The organism is Streptomyces sp. ISL-36, from assembly GCF_018614205.1.
Lineage (GTDB): Bacteria > Actinomycetota > Actinomycetes > Streptomycetales > Streptomycetaceae > Streptomyces.
Map to the genome: position 1 here is coordinate 105901 of NZ_JAGGOS010000013.1, position 16552 is coordinate 122452.

Below are 16552 nucleotides of genomic sequence, written 5' to 3' on the forward strand. Positions count from 1 at the left end.
ATCAGGCCTTCTTCGTCTCCCAGAAGATGCGGTCGATCTCGGCGATGAGCTCCAGCGCCTTCTCGCCCGTCTTCGGGTCCGTCGACGCCTTGGCGGCCGACAGGGCCTTCAGGGTGTCGTTGATGAGCTGGTGCAGCTCCGGGTACTTCTCGAAGTGCGGGGGCTTGAAGTAGTCGCTCCACAGCACCGAGACGTGGTGCTTGGCGAGCTCCGCGCGCTGCTCCTTGATGACCGTGGCACGCGCGCGGAAGTGCGCGTCCTCGTTGGCCTGGTACTTCTCCTGGACGGCCTTGACCGACTCGGCCTCGATCCGGGCCTGGGCCGGGTCGTAGACACCGCAGGGGAGGTCGCAGTGGGCGCTGACCTTCACCTTGGGGGCAAACAGGCGGGAGAGCATTGAGCTGTCCTTCCTCGTGATCGTCTTCTCAGGTGGGAGATTACTCCCCGAGAAGCGCGTTTTCGCGAGCGCCCCCTGGGGCTTAGGACAAAAGTCCAGGGTCACGATAGGACTCGTGTACGAGTGGACGAGCGGACCGGGAGGTGCCGGATGTCGGAATCGGGGCGGGAACCGGGGCGGGGGCCCGGGCCCCTGTTCGGGATCGCCGAGGTGACAGGGGTGTCCATGGTGCCCACGCTGCTCCACGGCGACCAGCTGCTCGTGCACTACGGCGGGCGGCTGCGCCCGGGGAGCGTGGCGGTGCTGCGTCATCCGCTGCAGCAGGACCTGCTCATCGTCAAGCGGCTGATCGAGCGACAGGCCGCCGGCTGGTGGGTGCTGGGCGACAACCCCGACACCGAGGGCGACAGCCGGGTCTTCGGCGCCGTGCCGCCGGAGCTGGTGCTCGGTCGCGTACGGGCGCGCTACCGGCCCGTGACGCCCGGCCGTCAGCGTTCGCCGGCCGTGGTGCTCGCCTGGCTGTTCTCGGCCGTCAGGCCGGTGTGGTCGTCGTCCTGGTCGGTCCGTTCCGCCTCCAGGCGCTTGCGGGCCCGGTAGGCGGCCACATTGGCGCGGGTCGCGCAGCGGTCCGAGCAGTAGCGGCGGGAGCGGTTCGTCGAGGTGTCGAGGTAGGCGTTGCGGCACGGTGCCGCCTGGCACAGGCCGAGCCGGTCGGCGCCGAACTCCGTGAGGTGGAAGGCGAGCCCCATCGCCGCGATGGCCGCGTAGCCCGCGGTCGCGTTCGAGGGGTGGTCGGCGAGGTGCATGTGCCAGCGCGGCCGCCCTTCGTCGTCCAGGTGGTCGTGCCCCGAGATCTGCGGGCTGACCGGGAACTCCAGGAGCAGCGAGTTCAGCAGGTCCACGGCCCGGGTGTGGTCGCCCTCGTCCGCGGCGGTGAAGACCGCCCGCAGCCGGGTGCGTACCGAGCGGAAGCGGGTGACGTCGGCGTCCGTCGCCCGCCGGGCCATCTGCGAGGCCGCGCCGAAGAGCTCGCGGACCACCTCGACCGAGGTCAGGGAGTCCTTGTTGCGGGCCGGCTCCTCGGTGTTGACCAGACGTACGGCGTAATCCGAGTAATAGGCCAGTTCCACTTGTAGTCCTTACTCCGGCGGTCTAGGGTCTCGGTCGGGAGGGGTAAGCGATGGTTTCCCTCCGAGGGTATTACGAGAGGGGAAGGTACGGAGATGACGGACGCGGCGACGACCGGAACCGACTGGGCGGCCTGGCAGCAGAGCTGGGACCGTCAGCAGGAGTGGTACATGCCGGACCGCGAGGAGCGGTTCCGCGTGATGCTCGACATGGTCGAGGCCATGGTGGGGCCGGAGCCCCGCGTCCTCGACCTGGCGTGCGGTACAGGGAGTATCACGGACAGGCTCCTCAAGAGGTTCCCGGGAGCGAGCAGCACCGGCGTCGACCTCGACCCCGCCCTGCTCGCCATCGCCGAGGGGTACTTCGCAGCCGACGAGCGGGTCACCTTCGTGACCGCCGACCTCAAGGACCCCGAGTGGGTCGCGAAGCTCCCGCACACCTCGTACGACGCCGTGCTCACCGCCACCGCGCTGCACTGGCTGCACACCGAGCCGCTCACCGCGCTCTACGGGCAGCTCGCCGGTCTCGTCCGCGACGGCGGCGTCTTCATGAACGCCGACCGCATGATCGACGAGACCACGCCCAGGATCAACGCCGCCGAGCGCGCTCAGCGCCACGCGCGCATGGACACGGCGAAGGCCGCCGGAGTCCTCGACTGGACCGACTGGTGGGCGGTGGCCGCCGCGGACCCCGTCCTCGCCGGACCCACCGCCCGGCGCTTCGAGATCTACGGCGAGCACGCAGACGGCGACACGCCCTCCGCCCGCCGCCACGCCGAGCTCCTGCGCGCCGCCGGCTTCGCCGAGGCCCGCCCCGTCTGGGCCTCGCCGTCCGACGCGATGGTGCTCGCGGTGAGGTAGCCCGCACGGCGAAGGGGCGGTACGGGAGTCCCGTACCGCCCCTTCGCAGAGAGTCGCCGCTTACAGCACCTTGGACAGGAACGCCTTCGTCCGGTCGTGCTGCGGGTTCGACAGGACCTCGCGCGGGTGGCCGGACTCGACCACCACGCCGCCGTCCATGAACACCAGCGAGTCGCCCACCTCGCGGGCGAAGCCCATCTCGTGCGTGACGACGACCATCGTCATGCCCGACTCCGCGAGATCGCGCATGACGTCCAGGACGTCACCCACCAGCTCCGGGTCGAGCGCCGAGGTCGGCTCGTCGAAGAGCATCAGCTTGGGCTCCATCGCCAGCGCACGGGCGATGGCGACGCGCTGCTGCTGGCCGCCGGAGAGCTGCGACGGGTAGTTCCCGGCCTTGTCGGCCAGCCCGACCCGGTCGAGCAGCCGCTCGGCGCGCTCGCGCGCCACCGCCTTCGACTCGCCCTTCACCTGGATCGGCGCCTCCATGACGTTGGCCAGGGCCGTCATGTGCGGGAACAGGTTGAAGCGCTGGAAGACCATGCCGATGTCACGGCGCTGGGCGGCGACCTCGCTGTCCTTCAGCTCGTAGAGCTTGTCGCCCTTCTGGCGGTAGCCCACCAGCTCACCGTCGACGTACAGCCGACCGGAGTTGATCTTCTCCAGGTGGTTGATGCACCGCAGGAAGGTCGACTTGCCGGAACCGGACGGGCCGATCAGGCAGAACACCTCGCCGTTGTTCACCTCGAGGTCGATGCCCTTGAGGATGTGGGCGGCCCCGTAGGACTTGTGGACGCCCTCGGCCTTCACCATGGGGGTCATACGGCACCTCCGGCCGAGCGGTCGGACGAGAAGAAGCGCAGATTGGCCTTGACCTTCTGCCACGGCGTCGCCGGCAGCGTGCGCAGCGAGCCGCGTGCGTAGTGCCGCTCCAGGTAGAACTGGCCCACGCTGAACACCGAGGTCAGGATCAGGTACCAGATCGAGGCGACGAAGAACATCTCCATCACCGCGAACGAGGTCGACGCGATGTCCTGCGAGGCGCGCAGCAGATCCGGGTACTGCACGGCCACGACCAGGGACGAGGTCTTCAGCATGTTGATGAACTCGTTGCCGGTCGGCGGGATGATCACTCGCATCGACTGCGGGAGCACCACGCGCCGCATGGTCTTCGCCTGGCTCATGCCCAGCGCGTGCGAGGCCTCCGTCTGGCCCTCGTCGACCGACTGGATACCGGCCCGGACGATCTCCGCCATGTACGCGCCCTCGTTGAGGCCGAGACCCAGCAGGGCGGCCAGGAAGGGGGTCATGACATCGGTCATCTCGTCCTTGTAGAACCCGATGTTGAAGATCGGGAAGATCAGGGCGAGGTTGAACCAGATCAGCAGCTGCACATAGACCGGCGTGCCGCGGAAGACCCAGATGTAGAGCCAGGCGACGGCGCTGGTCACCGGGTTCTTGGAGAGCCGCATGACGGCGAAGAGCACACCCAGCACGAGACCCAGCACCATCGAGACGATGCTGATGAGGATCGTGTTCCCCAGGCCGGACAGGATGGTGGAGTCGAACAGTTTCTCCGGCACCGAGGCCCAGCGCACATCGCCCTGGGAGAAGGCGTACGCGAGCAGGCCCAGGAGGCCTACGACCAGGACGCCGGCGACCCAGCGTCCGTAGTGGCGGACCGGAATGGCCTTGATGGCCTCCGGCGGGACCCCCGCCGGGGCGGGCGACGCCCCGGCGGGAACCTTGTCGAGCTTGTCAGTCACAGCGACTGCCCTTCAGTGGTGCGTAGGGGTCAGGAGCCGCCGTTGATCTTGGCCGCGGGGATCGCGCCGTCACCGGCGTTCCACTTGTCGAGGGCGGCCTTGTAGGTGCCGTCCTTGATGATCGCGTCCAGGGCATCCTTCAGCGCGTCACGCAGCTGGGTGTTCTTCTTGTCGACGGCGATGCCGAAGAGGCCCGCGTCCGTCTTGTTGGCGACGGCCTCGAAGTCGTTGCCGCCACCCGCCGTCTGGGCGATGTACGCGGCGACCGGCGAGTCGTTCAGGTCGGCGACGGCGCCGCCCGCCTTGACGCGGGTCTGGGCCTCGGCGTCGGTCGGGAAGGACTCGAAGGTGAGGGCCGGCTTGCCGTCCTTCTTGCACTTCTCCGCCTGGTCCTTGGCGGCCTGCTCGTACGTCGTACCGCGCTGCACGGCCAGCTTCTTGCCGCACAGGTCGTCGAGCGACTTGATGTTCTGCGGGTTGCCCTTCTTCACCAGGATGCCGGTGGAGGCGGTGAAGTAGTCGACGAAGTCGACACCGGTGCCGGTCTTCTTGCCCTTGTCGTCCAGACCCTCCTGGCGGGCCTTGGTGTCGGTCATCGACGACATCACGATGTCCGTGCGGCCGGTCGGGAGGGCCGTGAGCAGGGTGTCGAAGGTGCCGCTGGTGAACTCGAACTTCACACCGAGCTGCTTGGCGAGGGCTGCGGCGATGTCGGGGTCGACACCGACGATCTCGTTGCCCTTCTTGAACTCCATCGGGGCGTACGTGGCGTCCGTGCCGACCTTGATGACGCCGGCCTTCTGGATGTCGGCGGGCAGCTTGGAGAAGAGCGGCGCGCTGGAGGCGGCGCCGGTCTTCGTGCCGCCCTCGGGGGTCTTCGCGCCCTCCGTCTGGTCACCGCAGGCGGTCAGCAGCATCGAGCCGGCGACCGCGATGGCGGCGACCGCGGCAAGACGGGAGGTGCGGGTCTTGGCGGCGGTCGTACAGCGCGTGGAGCGTGCGGTCATGGTCGGGTTCCTCCGGCGTATGAGGGAGTTGCCATAGGCCGCGCACGCACCTTCGGGTGTCGCGACCTCGTGTGATTACGGCATCTTGCCATTCGGACTGCCGCAAACGGGCGGCCCAGCATGTCAAAATCGGATAACGGGTGACCCTCGAATCGCGACAGGCCCGCCCGTCAGGGCCGGACCTTCTCCTGGGATAGCTCCCCGGCACCGAAAAATCTCCCGTTGATCTCGCCATTCGGACGACACGAACGCCACGATCCGGTGTACCCGTCCGCTTGTCCGGACTTGGACGGACGTGTCTGCTCTGCGCAAGCCGACGATACGGCCGTATGAGTCGCGTCACCGCTCCGTTATGGACTCGTCTGCGGTGCCCTCCGTCCGGTAAGAAGGATCCTTACACCCCTCATCCGGGGCTCAGGGCGCGTTGTGCGGCGCGCCCGCGCGGCTGCCAGACACGGCGGCTGCGGGTTCCGCCCACCCCTCCTCAACCAGGAGTGGCCACCCTCAAGCAATGAAGAATTAAGGGGTCAACCCAATGGCAGCGGAGATCGTCAATCCTCGCAGCGTGAGCGGTACGGAAGGGGCTCAGGAGGAGCCCTTCGATCCGGCTTTCGCCCTGCACCGCGGCGGCAAGATGGCCATCTCGGCCACGGTGCCGCTCAGGGACAAGGACGACCTGTCCCTCGCGTACACACCCGGCGTCGCCAAGGTGTGCACCGCTATCGCCGAGCGGCCGGAACTGGTCAACGACTACACCTGGAAGTCTCAGGTCGTCGCCGTCGTGACCGATGGAACGGCAGTGCTCGGACTCGGCGACATCGGCCCGGAGGCGTCGCTTCCGGTCATGGAGGGGAAAGCCATCCTCTTCAAGCAGTTCGGCGGCGTGGACGCGGTGCCGATCGCGCTCGCCACCACCGACACCGACGAGATCGTGGAGACCGTCGTCCGGCTCGCTCCCTCCTTCGGTGGAGTGAACCTGGAGGACATCTCGGCGCCGCGGTGCTTCGAGATCGAGCGCAAGCTGCAGGAGCGCCTCGACATTCCCGTCTTCCATGACGACCAGCACGGCACGGCCGTCGTCACCCTCGCCGCGCTCCGCAACGCGGCGAAGCTGACCGGCCGGACCCTCGGCGACCTGCGCGGAGTCATCTCCGGTGCCGGCGCGGCCGGGGTGGCCATCGCCAAGTTCCTGCTGGAGGCGGGGCTCGGCGACGTGGCCGTCGCCGACCGCAAGGGCATCGTCAGCCTGGACCGGGAGGACCTGACTCCGGTCAAGCGCGAGCTCGCGGAGATCACCAACAAGGCGGGCCTCACCGGCTCCCTGGAGACCGCCCTGGCGGGTGCGGACGTCTTCATCGGCGTCTCCGGCGGTACGGTCCCGGAGGCGGCGGTGGCGTCGATGGCGCCGAACGCCTTCGTGTTCGCCATGGCCAACCCGAACCCCGAGGTCCACCCCGACGTCGCGCACAAGTACGCGGCCGTCGTGGCGACCGGCCGTTCGGACTACCCCAATCAGATCAACAACGTGCTCGCCTTCCCCGGCATCTTCGCGGGCGCCCTCCAGGTCCGGGCCTCCCGGATCACCGAGGGCATGAAGATCGCCGCGGCGAACGCGCTGGCGGACGTCGTCGGCGACAAGCTCGCCGCCGACTACGTGATCCCGTCCCCGTTCGACGAGCGGGTCGCCCCCGCGGTCACGGCCGCCGTGGCCGCCGCCGCCCGCGCCGAGGGCGTGGCGCGGCGCTGACGCGCCCCCGGACGCGACGTACACCGAGAAGGGGCCCCGCCGAACAGGCGGGGCCCCTTCCGCGTGTGCCCCGCGCCGCGTGCGCCGTGCCCGTGTGCGCCCGTGCCCGGGTCGCCCGGTTTCGCCGAGCGGCGACTGAGCCGAAGGGCGCCGTGGGTGTCGAAAGGGAGAACGCGCGCAGGCGGCGAGGTACGAGCTGCCGAGCACGGCCGACCGTCGGCGCACGCCGAAGGCGCCCGGAGGCGAACCGAGCCCCGGGGAGAGCGAAAAGGGGGCTGCGTCACAGCGGCGCGTGGTTCCGTCGCCGAGTCGCTGACCCTACGCTCAAGGTCATGTTCGCTGCCTACGCCGCCCGAATCGACCGCGACCAGCCGCTGAACGGCCTTGAGCTGGGCGAACGCCCCGAGCCCGAGGCGCGGCCGGGATGGACCACCGTCACCGTCAAGGCCGCCTCCCTCAACCACCACGACCTCTGGTCCCTCCGCGGGGTCGGGCTGCCCGAGGAGAAGCTGCCGATGATCCTCGGCTGCGACGCCGCCGGTATCGACGAGCACGGCAACGAGGTGGTCCTGCACTCCGTCATCGGCCAGACCGGACACGGCGTCGGCCCCGACGAGCCCCGCTCCATCCTGACCGAGCGCTACCAGGGCACCTTCGCCGAGCGGGTCACCGTCCCCTCGTGGAACGTGCTGCCCAAGCCCAAGGAGCTCTCCTTCGAGGAGGCCGCCTGCCTCCCGACCGCCTGGCTCACCGCGTACCGCATGCTCTTCACCAACGCCGGGGTGCGCCCCGGTGACTCGATCCTCGTGCAGGGCGCGGGCGGCGGTGTCGCCACCGCGGCGATCGTCCTCGGCAAGGCCGCGGGCCTGCGCGTGTACGCCACCAGCCGCGACGAGGCCAAGCGCAAGCGGGCCGTCGAGCTCGGTGCCGAGGAGGCGTACGAGCCGGGCGCACGGCTCCCGCGGCGGGTGGACGCGGTCATCGAGACCGTCGGCGCGGCCACCTGGTCGCACTCGGTCAAGTCCCTGCGGCCCGGCGGGACGCTGGTCATCTCCGGTGCTACCAGCGGTGACCGGCCCTCGCACGCCGAGCTGACCCGGATCTTCTTCCTGGAGCTGAAGGTCGTCGGCTCGACGATGGGATCGAAGGACGAGCTGGAGGACCTGCTCTCCTTCTGCGCGGCCACGGGCGTCCGGCCGGTGATCGACGACGTGCTGCCGCTGGACCGCGCCCGCGAGGGCTTCGAGAAGATGGCCTCGGGCGAGCTCTTCGGGAAGATCGTCCTGACGACATCCTGACGACCTCTTGATGGTTCGTCAGATGAGCTGATGGGATCTCCGGCACCGCGAACACACCGTCGTGCCGGAGGTTTCCTGTGTTGCGAACAACCCTCGTGTTACGAGCGACCCCTGTGTGGCGAGCGACCCTCGTGGGCCGAACCGCTCTCGTGGCGGGCGCCGTTCTCGCCGCCCTGCTCGCTCCCACGGCCGTTGCCGCCCCTGCCGACGACGGCACCGGCATCCCCGTCCTCACCGACGAGCGCGGCCGCGCCCTCACCCTGCGCGGCTGGAACGTCGAGGACAAGGCGGGCCGCGGCGACCAGGCCCTGGCCGCCGTCACCGAGCGCCACTTCCGGGACATGCGGGCCAAGGGCTTCGGCTTCGCCCGTCTGCTGGTCTTCTGGGACGATCTGGAGCCCCGGCCGGGCGAGTACAGCCACTCCTACCTGCGGAAGATCGAACGTGTCCTGGACTGGGCCGAGAAGTACGACGTCCGCGTGCTGATCGACGCCCACCAGGACGTCTTCGGGCCGGCTTTCGGGCATCGGGGCGTGCCGGAGTGGGCCACCAGGACCGACGGGCTGCCCTTCACCCCGCACCCGGACGACTGGTTCGCCGAGTACTTCGAGCCGGCCGTGCAGCGCGCCTTCACCCATCTCTACGAGGACGAGGACCTCAGGCTGGCCCAGGCCCGGATGTGGCGCGTGCTCGCCGACCGCTTCGAGGACCACCCGGCCGTCCTCGGCTACGACCTGATCAACGAGCCGATGGGCGAGCTACGGGAGGGCGAGGACCTGCCGACCGCCGCACGGCGGATCGAACGCGAGCACCTGACCCCGATGTACAACCGCCTCGCCGACGCGGTCCGTTCGGTCGACCGCGACAGCTGGGTCTTCGTCGAGCCCACGCCGATCGTCGGCGAGGGCGTGCCGACGGGACTCGGGCGGATCGACGACCCGAAGGTCGTCTACGCCCCGCACTTCTACAACACCGCCATGGAGGCGGGTGCCGACTACGACCCGACGGCCGGCTGGATCGAGACCTACGAGCAGGCCGTGACCCGGTACCCGAAGGAGTACAAGGTCCCTGTGGTCGTGGGGGAGTGGGGTCCGCTCAACAACGCGCTGCCCCATATGAACCGCTTCTACCGGGACGCGATGGCCTCGCTGGGCCGCTACGGCTCCGGCTGGGCCGGCTATGTGTGGTGCTACGGCGGCGGGTACTGCGCGGTGGACGGCTCCGGGGAGTTCCGTACGAACAAGGAGCTGACGGCGCAGCCGTACGCGGAGGCGGTCGCGGGCACTGTCCGCTCCTCGTCGTACGACCCCGGGGCGGGCGTCTACCGGCTGGTGTACGACTCCGGGCGGCGGGGCTCCCGGGTGACGGAGCTGTCCCTGCCGCCGGGGCCGTGGACGATCGCGGCCGGGGGCGAGGCGGTGGTGCTCCGCAGGGAGGCCGGCCGGGCCTGGCTCCTGGCCGCTCCGGGCGCCCGGGTGACCGTCACCGTCACCCGGGGCTGACGCCGGGTCCGTCCCTCCGCCCAGGCCTATCCCTTGCTCCGCGGGTGGAGCAGGGCGGTGATCCGGTCCGCGGCCGTCGCCAGATGACCGCGTGCCTCCGCCAGCTGGTCCGCGCTCACCCCGTGGTCGCGGGCCGCGTCGCGGATGTCGTCGCGGAAACGGTCCAGGAGCCGGTCCAGATCGCGGGCCGGGTCACCGGTGGTCTCGGCGTCCTTCGCCCACTCCGACGCTGCCTGCTCGGCAGTCTCCGGCTGCTGGGCCGCCTTGGGGTGCGTCGTGCCGGTGACCAGACCGCCCAGCTGGGCCGTGATGTCCGAGATGCCCTCCCAGACCCCGGACGGCCAGTCGCCGCGTGCGAAGCGGTCCTGGACCTGTTCCTGGACCTGCTGGGCGATCCGCTGGAACTCCTTGGCCTGGTGGCGCGCGGACTGGGCCTCCGCGCGGGCCTGCCGGGTCTGCTCCCGCCACTCCTGCTTGGCCCGGCGCAACTCCTCCTTGGCGTCGGCGAAGGAGGAGCTGCGGCGGGTCTCGCTCGCCGCGGTCCGCATCTCGCTGCGCAGCTTGCCCGCCGCCCCGCGCACGTCGTCACGGATCTCCGCGGCCAGCTCCGAGACCGACTCGCGGATCTCCTGCTCCAGATCGGCCAGTTCGCCCCCGCGTCCCGCCAGCTCGGCACGGCCCGCGTCGGTGATCGAGTACACCTTGCGGCCGCCCTCGGTGGCGTGCGTGACCAGGCCCTCGGCCTCCAGCTTGGCCAGCCGGGGGTAGACCGTGCCCGCCGAGGGTGCGTAGAGCCCCTGGAAGCGCTCCTCCAGGAGCCGGATCACCTCGTAGCCGTGGCGGGGGGCCTCGTCGAGGAGCTTGAGCAGATAGAGGCGCAGTCGGCCGTGGGCGAAGACGGGCGGCATGTCAGAGCACCTTTCCGGGAGCGGAGGAAGCGGAGGGGGAGCCGTCGGCGGCATCGGCGTACTCGTCGACCGGGTCCGGGCGGCGCAGCAGCGCGATCGAGCCGGAGACGGTCGTCGCCTTGAGGGTGCCCCGGCCGGCACCGAGGGTGCCGGTGATGCTCTTGGCGCCCCACTGCCCTGCGACTCGCAGGTCGTCGAAGGCGTTGGAGACGGATCCGCTCGTCGTGGTCGCCTCCACCCGGGCGTCCGCCGGGTGCGGGAGCCGAATGGCGACCTCTCCGGAGACGCTGGTCAGCCGGATGTCGGCGGGCGGCCCCGCCAGGTCGCCGAGGTCGAGATCGACCACCATGTCTCCGCTGACGGTGTCGGCCTTCACCGAGGCGCCCGCGCCCTCGATCACCGTCAGGTCGCCGGTCACGGAGTTGACCCGCAGCGCGCCGGTGACCGACTGGGCCTCCAGGCTGCCGGAGACGCTCTCGGCGCGGACCGGACCGGAGAGGCCGACGAGGGTGGTGTCACCCGTGACCCCCCGGACGTCCGTACGCCCCTTGATTCCCGAGATCACCGCACCGGCGCCCACCACCCCCACCTCGACGTCCGTGCCGGCCGGCACGGCCACGGAGACGACTGCCGTGCGGCGGTGGCCCTTGCGGTCGAACCACTTGAGGAAGCCCTTCCAGTGCAGATCCTCGTAGCTGACGGACAGGGTCGACCCCTCGTGCGTCACGATCAGCGGCGGGCCCTCTATCGCGGAGATCTCCAGCCGGGCGGAACTCTCGTCGGTGCCCACGACGTTCACGGTGCCGTTGACGATACGGACCTGGAGCCGCTTCACAGGGTCGGTCAGCGAGAGTTTCCTCGGCTCGGCCACGGACCACTCTGTCATCGTGCTGACCTCCCGTATCGGCGACGCAACATATCGCGTCTCTCCATAGACACGATATATCGCGGTGGAGGGAAGTCAACCCCGTCCGCCGCCATCACGGGCGGGCGTTTCATGAGAAAACGACAGGTATATGGACAAATTGGCCTAGCGTATGAGCCATGAACGCGACATCCGGATCACGCCCCGTCGGGGCGCTGCTGCTCTGCCGCGCCGAGCCCGCGGCGGTCCGCCCGCCGGCCCAGCTGCTGCGGGAACAGCTGCTTCTCGCCCCGGCCGGCGCCGACTGGAGCGTCCTCGTCCCGGAGGGGAAGCCCTGGCTCCACGGCGGCGAACCCGTCGAACGGGTCGTCACCGGCTGGGCCACCGCCCTGGCGGTCTCCGCCGCCAGCTGGCCCGTCCTCGCCCTGTGGTGGGACGCCGACCGGGCCGGATTCATCCTCGCCGCCGGCTTCCGCCGTACAGTCGGCTACACCTGGCTGGCGGACGGCACCCCCGTCGGCGAGGACGAGGCCATGCGCACCTTCGCGGCCCGGCTCGCCCTCGACCCCGTCCTGGACGTCCAGGCCCTTGAGCCGCTCACGGAACCGGACAGGGACGCCGACGCCCGCACCCGCCTCGTCGGTCTCACCGCCGTCCTCGCCCGCGTCGGACTGGAGCTGCCGACCGGACTCACCCCCGGCGACAGCGCCGACCGGCTCCGCTCCGTCGCACTGGCCCAAGGGGCCGAGGAACTGGAGTGGTCCGGCTGGCGCGACGCCGTACGGGCCGAGCTCGACGCGGTGGAGGGCGGCCGCCTCGGCCCGTACCTGCGGGGACCCAGGGCCCGCCTGCTCTGCGCGGTCCAGCTCGGGGCGGGGCTGCCGCTGTTCGCCTGGGGCCTCGCCCGCCGCAGCGGCGGCTGGACGACGGCCGGGGCGCTGCTCGTCGGGCACGGGGCGCTGGGCCTGGTCTACGACCGGCTGCGGGGCGGCTCGCACGAGTGGGCCGGCGGCGGCAGCGGCCCGTAGCGGCCGCTCGTCCTGGTCCTGCCTGTCCTACTCGTCCTCGTCCTCGTCGTCCAGACGGGCCAGCCACGTCGCGAGGCGCTCGACCGGCACCTCGAAGTCGGGGTTGAGATCGACGAACGTCCGCAACTGCTCGGCAAGCCACTCGAAGGAGACCTCCTCCTCGCCGCGCCGCTTCTCCAGTTCCTCGATGCCACGGTCAGTGAAGTACATGCGATCAGGATAGGCCGTGGGCTCCACGGCCCCTCGTGCTCGTCGGCGGCAGGGATTAGCCTGCTTCATCATCGTTTCGGGGAGCGGGGGGGCCGCTGTGACGCACGGGATCGCTCGGATACGGCTGGACGACGGGACACCGGTCTGGGCCCGGATCAGCGAGCCGGAGGAACTCGACGAGGGCGGCGGCTTCCAGGACACCGGGATCGGCGACCGGGTGATCTCCATGGCCGGGGGACTCACCGACGTCGTGCGCGGCGTCGTCGGGTCGCTGCGGGCCGGGCTCGACCCGCAGGCGCCGGTGGAGGTCGCCGTCAGTTTCGGTATCGAGCTGTCGGCACAGGCCGGCAAGGTGATCGGCGTCCTCGCGGACGGCGGCGGCACGGCATCGGTCTCGGTCTCCCTGACCTGGACCGAACCGGGACCGGTACCGGCCCCGGCTCCCGGACCGGCAGCGACGTCGACCCAGGCCCCGCCCCCGGCTCCCGGACCGGCAGCGACGTCGACCCAGGCACCGGCCCCGGCTCCCGCACCGGTACCGGGACTCGGATCCGAACCCGGAACGGCGGGCGTGCCCGCACCCGGGCCGATCCCCGCCCAGGCCGGGCCCGGAGCCGCGCCCGATACCGCTCCGCCCCACCCGCCGGCGGCCGACGGCGCCGTATGAGCGCCCTCGACGCCCTCGTGCGCCCCGCCCTGGTACGCATCTCCGATCCCGCCGATGGGTATGACGGGCGCAGCGACCGGTACTGGGGCACGGGCTTCTTCATCGCCCCCGGCTGGTTGCTGACGTGCGCCCATGTCGTGGCCAAGGGGGGAAGCGCGGTGTGGAGAGGCGAGCGGGCCGTCGGCGTGACCTGGCAGGGCGCGACGGCCACCGGCGAGGTGGTCCTGGCCAAGCCGCGCCCCGACCTGCCCGAACGGGAGCTCGCGCGCTGGGACTTCCCCGACCTCGCGCTCGTCCGGGTCCCCGACGCCCGGGACGTCTCGTGCGTACGGCTCAGCGAGCGCCCGCCCGTCATCACCCGGCCGATCCCGGTCAGCCTGCACGGCTGGTCCCGGCAGACCGGCACCGTCGGGATCCGCCAGGCCGTCGGCGAGGCGCACGCCGTCGACGGCGGAGCGCTCCTGATGCGCTGGACGCTGCCCGTCGAAGGGCTCTCCGGCGGGCCCGTCGTCGACCTCGGCAGAGGCGCCGTCATCGGCCTCAACAAGGGGCGCGGCAAGGACGAGGGCGCCGCCGTCCCCATCACGGCCCTGCGCGAGCTGTACGACGTGCCGGGCGGCGAGATCCTCCACGAGGTCATGCGGGACCACGACCGCCACCACCTCGCCCGGTACCGCTCGCTCTCCGGCGACTCCGACTGGACCAGGGAGCAGATCCGGCTCCGGCCGCCCACCACCCAGGGCGTCGGCCCCGGACGCCGCATCCACCTGTACGGACGCCTCGCCGAACTGCCCCCGCCCGCAGGGCCCGGCGAGGTCATGCACCTCGTCGACGAGGTCAAACGCCGGGTCCTGCACGAGGACTTCCACTCCGTGCTCGAAGCCGACCCGCGCACCTGGCGCGAGGGGGTCGGACTGCTCCACGAACTGCGCGACCCGGTGCGGGAGGCGAGGCAGGACCTCGGCCTCAACGCCGTGTTCCTCTACGCGGCGATGGTCGTCCGCCATGTCACCGCCCTGCACGGCGAGAGCCCCGCCGTCACCAGCCTGGCCGACTGGATCACCGACGAGGCCATGGACGCCCATCGCGCGATCAGGCAGGAGATCGCCCAACTCCTCACCCCGGAGCGCCCCGGCGCCGCCGTCACCGTGAGAGAACCCCGCGCGCGTGCCGACGTCCTGCTGGAGATCGACAGCCTCGCCTACGGCACCCGCCACCCCTGGCGGGTGAAACTCCTCTTCGACGGGCACACGATCAACCCCGTGGCCGGCGACGACGTAGGGGTGGAACGCGACGAGCTGGAGGCGACCCTGCGCGCTCCGCTCGTCCGCGCCCTGAGCCTGGGCGACAGCGGCGAACACCTGGCCGCCGTCGAGGCGGTGCTGCCGCTGGAGCTCTTCGACCTCCCCGTCGACGGATGGCGGCTCGCGCCCGACGACGAGCTCTTCGGCGAGCACGCGCTGACCCTCGGGCAGAGCCGGACCGTCGTCATCCGCCCCGCCGGCCGCCGGGCCGGGCCCCCCTCGCACGAGTGGCTCAAGCGCTGGAGGGCCGCCGAGCACGGGCCGCTGAGGGTGATCCCGCTCCGTGCCGAAGTACCCGGCACCGAGCAGGACCCGCACGCCCCGCACCTGCGCCGCGAGACCCCGAGGCAGGCCTTCGCGCGGTTCCTCGACGCCGAGGGCGGCGCGGTCCCGGTCTACTGCGGCCGGATCGGCAGCGGCGACGGCCGCCGGGCCATGGCCGCCGCACTCGCCGCCGGGCACCCCCTCGCCCTGTGGCGGACCGACCCCCACCCGCACGCCGACTGCGCCGACTTCCACGAACAGGCCGGTCTGCTGCTCGCGGAGGCGGCGAAGGCCGAGGGCCTGCACCGGCCGCTCCGCACCCTGCGGATCAGGGCGGGGGACGAGGAGGCCGACCCTCGGGAGCGGTCCGCCCACGCCTGGGCCGAGAACCTCGCCGTCCTGTTCGATCCCCCCGACCGCCCGCCCCACGACCCGCCTCTCCAGGCGCCGCCGATGCTCGGCGAGGGGGACCGGTGACCGGGCGGAGGTACGGACAATCGGTCCGGTTCGAGCATCGGCAGGCCCGGCGGTCGGGCGGTACCTTCGACGGGGCCGGCCATGCCACCACAGCCAGGAGGAGTCCATCGTGAACGATTGGCGGATCTACCGTGGCGCCGGCCATCCGCACGACGAGATACAGCGGTTGCCTCCACCGCCCCCATGGCGCGACTTCTCGACCGGCGGCGCGGACGACACCCAGGCCGGTTCCGACCGACGGCTCGGCGTGCGGCGCAGACTCGTCCAGAACCACCACCCCCGGCCCGCTGAGACCGACGCCGTCAACGCCGCGCTCTACCTGCGCCGGCCCCTCCTGGTCACCGGCAACCCCGGCACCGGCAAGTCCACGCTCGCCCACGCCGTCGCCCACGAACTGCGCCTCGGCCGTGTGCTGCGCTGGCCGATCGTCAGCCGCTCCACCCTCCAGGACGGGCTCTACCGCTACGACGCCATCGGCCGCCTCCAGGACGTGCAACTGGAGCGCGCCCAGGCCGGGTCGGCCGTTCCCGCCGCGGCCCCGGCCGGCATCGGCTCGTACATCCGGCTCGGACCGCTCGGCACCGCGCTGCTCCCCTCCGAACAGCCCCGCGTCCTGCTCATCGACGAGCTCGACAAGAGCGACCTCGACCTGCCCAACGACCTGCTGAACGCCTTGGAGGAGGGCGAGTTCGCCATCCCCGAGCTGGAGCGGCTCGCCGACCGGGAACCCGTCGTCGAGGTGCTCACCGACGACGGACGCCGGGTGCCGGTCCACGGTGGCCGGATCCGCTGCACCACGTTCCCGTTCATCGTGCTCACCTCCAACGGCGAACGGGACTTCCCCGCCGCCCTGTTGCGCCGCTGCATTCGGCTCGAACTGGAACCGCCGGGTGAGGAGCAGCTCCGCGCCATGATCGAGGCCCACCTCGGGGCGGAGGCCGCGGCCGGCGAACAGGGCCTGGTCGGCCGCTTCCTCAACCGAGAGCCCGGCGAGGTCATCGCCACCGACCAGCTCCTCAACGCCCTCTACCTGACCCAGCACGCGCCCCGCACCGAGCGGGTGACCAGGGAACGCATCGCGGACATGCTCATGCAGCCGCTCGATCAGCCGAGGTGATGGCCGG

General features: G+C 71.2%; 17 protein-coding genes. 9 read left to right on the plus strand and 8 right to left on the minus strand.

Going from position 1 to position 16552, the window contains the following annotated elements:
* Position 1 precedes the first annotated feature (1 nt).
* Positions 2-397, minus strand: coding sequence for a superoxide dismutase, Ni (gene sodN / locus J7E93_RS02940; RefSeq protein ID WP_215065625.1), 396 nt, complete (start codon positions 395-397; stop codon positions 2-4).
* 150 nt (positions 398-547) lie between these two features.
* On the opposite strand from sodN, the gene sodX reads away from it, so the two are divergent.
* A complete protein-coding gene (sodX, locus tag J7E93_RS02945; RefSeq protein WP_215065626.1) occupies positions 548-994 on the plus strand; it encodes a nickel-type superoxide dismutase maturation protease in 447 nt (148 codons plus the stop codon).
* On the opposite strand, the gene J7E93_RS02950 is transcribed toward sodX, so the two are convergent.
* Complete coding sequence (locus J7E93_RS02950) at positions 886-1527, minus strand: ABATE domain-containing protein (RefSeq protein ID WP_215065627.1); 642 nt, start codon at positions 1525-1527, stop codon at positions 886-888. The genes sodX and J7E93_RS02950 overlap by 109 nt on opposite strands.
* 93 nt (positions 1528-1620) lie before the next feature.
* Between J7E93_RS02950 and J7E93_RS02955 the strand changes: the two genes are divergently transcribed.
* Positions 1621-2385 (plus strand): class I SAM-dependent methyltransferase, encoded by a 765-nt coding sequence (locus tag J7E93_RS02955; protein WP_215065628.1) that lies wholly within the window; start codon positions 1621-1623, stop codon positions 2383-2385.
* Between the two features lie 60 nt (positions 2386-2445).
* Here the strand turns inward: J7E93_RS02955 and J7E93_RS02960 are convergent, their stop codons facing one another.
* From J7E93_RS02960 to J7E93_RS02970, 3 genes are read right to left on the minus strand one after another with little or no spacing between them, the layout of a single operon-like run.
* Positions 2446-3207, minus strand: a complete 762-nt coding sequence (locus tag J7E93_RS02960; protein WP_285440867.1) for an amino acid ABC transporter ATP-binding protein — start codon at positions 3205-3207, stop codon at positions 2446-2448.
* The gene (locus J7E93_RS02965) at positions 3204-4151 is read right to left on the minus strand and encodes an amino acid ABC transporter permease (RefSeq protein WP_215065629.1); all 948 of its coding nucleotides are present in this window, start codon (positions 4149-4151) and stop codon (positions 3204-3206) included. The genes J7E93_RS02960 and J7E93_RS02965 overlap by 4 nt, the downstream gene beginning before the upstream one ends.
* A gap of 29 nt (positions 4152-4180) precedes the next feature.
* A complete protein-coding gene (locus J7E93_RS02970) occupies positions 4181-5158 on the minus strand; it encodes an ABC transporter substrate-binding protein (protein WP_215065630.1) in 978 nt (325 codons plus the stop codon).
* Between the two features lie 535 nt (positions 5159-5693).
* Between J7E93_RS02970 and J7E93_RS02975 the strand changes: the two genes are divergently transcribed.
* From J7E93_RS02975 to J7E93_RS02985, 3 genes are all read left to right on the plus strand, one after another.
* Entirely contained in the window at positions 5694-6905 is a 1212-nt protein-coding gene (locus J7E93_RS02975) for an NADP-dependent malic enzyme (protein ID WP_215065631.1), read from the plus strand.
* Positions 6906-7237: 332 nt separating this feature from the next.
* The gene (locus tag J7E93_RS02980) at positions 7238-8203 is read left to right on the plus strand and encodes a zinc-binding dehydrogenase (protein ID WP_215065632.1); all 966 of its coding nucleotides are present in this window, start codon (positions 7238-7240) and stop codon (positions 8201-8203) included.
* A 131-nt stretch (positions 8204-8334) separates the two neighbouring features.
* Positions 8335-9705, plus strand: coding sequence for a cellulase family glycosylhydrolase (locus J7E93_RS02985; RefSeq protein WP_215065633.1), 1371 nt, complete (start codon positions 8335-8337; stop codon positions 9703-9705).
* A 26-nt stretch (positions 9706-9731) separates the two neighbouring features.
* Here the strand turns inward: J7E93_RS02985 and J7E93_RS02990 are convergent, their stop codons facing one another.
* Both J7E93_RS02990 and J7E93_RS02995 read right to left on the minus strand, forming a co-directional pair.
* Entirely contained in the window at positions 9732-10613 is an 882-nt protein-coding gene (locus tag J7E93_RS02990; RefSeq protein ID WP_215065634.1) for a PadR family transcriptional regulator, read from the minus strand.
* A gap of 1 nt (position 10614) precedes the next feature.
* Positions 10615-11499, minus strand: a complete 885-nt coding sequence (locus J7E93_RS02995) for a DUF4097 family beta strand repeat-containing protein (RefSeq protein WP_215065635.1) — start codon at positions 11497-11499, stop codon at positions 10615-10617.
* A 158-nt stretch (positions 11500-11657) separates the two neighbouring features.
* On the opposite strand from J7E93_RS02995, the gene J7E93_RS03000 reads away from it, so the two are divergent.
* Positions 11658-12506 carry a hypothetical protein gene (locus tag J7E93_RS03000; protein ID WP_215065636.1) on the plus strand — a complete coding sequence of 283 codons (849 nt, stop codon included), beginning with the start codon at positions 11658-11660 and terminating at the stop codon, positions 12504-12506.
* A gap of 27 nt (positions 12507-12533) precedes the next feature.
* On the opposite strand, the gene J7E93_RS03005 is transcribed toward J7E93_RS03000, so the two are convergent.
* Positions 12534-12716, minus strand: coding sequence for a DUF6104 family protein (locus J7E93_RS03005; protein WP_037695221.1), 183 nt, complete (start codon positions 12714-12716; stop codon positions 12534-12536).
* Between the two features lie 97 nt (positions 12717-12813).
* On the opposite strand from J7E93_RS03005, the gene J7E93_RS36685 reads away from it, so the two are divergent.
* The 3 genes from J7E93_RS36685 (at position 12814) to J7E93_RS03020 (ending at position 16545) form a co-directional block, all read left to right on the plus strand.
* Positions 12814-13383: a CU044_2847 family protein gene (locus J7E93_RS36685; protein ID WP_308367639.1), complete on the plus strand. Its 570-nt coding sequence runs from the start codon at positions 12814-12816 to the stop codon at positions 13381-13383.
* Positions 13380-15428 (plus strand): trypsin-like peptidase domain-containing protein, encoded by a 2049-nt coding sequence (locus J7E93_RS03015; protein ID WP_215065637.1) that lies wholly within the window; start codon positions 13380-13382, stop codon positions 15426-15428. The genes J7E93_RS36685 and J7E93_RS03015 overlap by 4 nt, the downstream gene beginning before the upstream one ends.
* 109 nt (positions 15429-15537) lie before the next feature.
* Positions 15538-16545: a MoxR family ATPase gene (locus J7E93_RS03020; protein WP_215065638.1), complete on the plus strand. Its 1008-nt coding sequence runs from the start codon at positions 15538-15540 to the stop codon at positions 16543-16545.
* Positions 16546-16552 lie beyond the last annotated feature (7 nt).

What these genes read in the sequence shown, in the direction of transcription:
- J7E93_RS02990 (WP_215065634.1), bottom strand. Translation starts at nt 10,613, where the DNA reads ATGCCGCCCGTCTTCGCCCACGGCCGACTGCGCCTCTATCTGCTCAAG.
- J7E93_RS02970 (WP_215065630.1), bottom strand. Translation starts at nt 5,158, where the DNA reads ATGACCGCACGCTCCACGCGCTGTACGACCGCCGCCAAGACCCGCACC.
- J7E93_RS02995 (WP_215065635.1), bottom strand. Translation starts at nt 11,499, where the DNA reads ATGACAGAGTGGTCCGTGGCCGAGCCGAGGAAACTCTCGCTGACCGAC.
- J7E93_RS03015 (WP_215065637.1), top strand. Translation starts at nt 13,380, where the DNA reads ATGAGCGCCCTCGACGCCCTCGTGCGCCCCGCCCTGGTACGCATCTCC.
- sodX (WP_215065626.1), top strand. Translation starts at nt 548, where the DNA reads ATGTCGGAATCGGGGCGGGAACCGGGGCGGGGGCCCGGGCCCCTGTTC.
- J7E93_RS02975 (WP_215065631.1), top strand. Translation starts at nt 5,694, where the DNA reads ATGGCAGCGGAGATCGTCAATCCTCGCAGCGTGAGCGGTACGGAAGGG.
- J7E93_RS02960 (WP_285440867.1), bottom strand. Translation starts at nt 3,207, where the DNA reads ATGACCCCCATGGTGAAGGCCGAGGGCGTCCACAAGTCCTACGGGGCC.
- sodN (WP_215065625.1), bottom strand. Translation starts at nt 397, where the DNA reads ATGCTCTCCCGCCTGTTTGCCCCCAAGGTGAAGGTCAGCGCCCACTGC.
- J7E93_RS03000 (WP_215065636.1), top strand. Translation starts at nt 11,658, where the DNA reads ATGAACGCGACATCCGGATCACGCCCCGTCGGGGCGCTGCTGCTCTGC.
- J7E93_RS02955 (WP_215065628.1), top strand. Translation starts at nt 1,621, where the DNA reads ATGACGGACGCGGCGACGACCGGAACCGACTGGGCGGCCTGGCAGCAG.
- J7E93_RS02980 (WP_215065632.1), top strand. Translation starts at nt 7,238, where the DNA reads ATGTTCGCTGCCTACGCCGCCCGAATCGACCGCGACCAGCCGCTGAAC.
- J7E93_RS03005 (WP_037695221.1), bottom strand. Translation starts at nt 12,716, where the DNA reads ATGTACTTCACTGACCGTGGCATCGAGGAACTGGAGAAGCGGCGCGGC.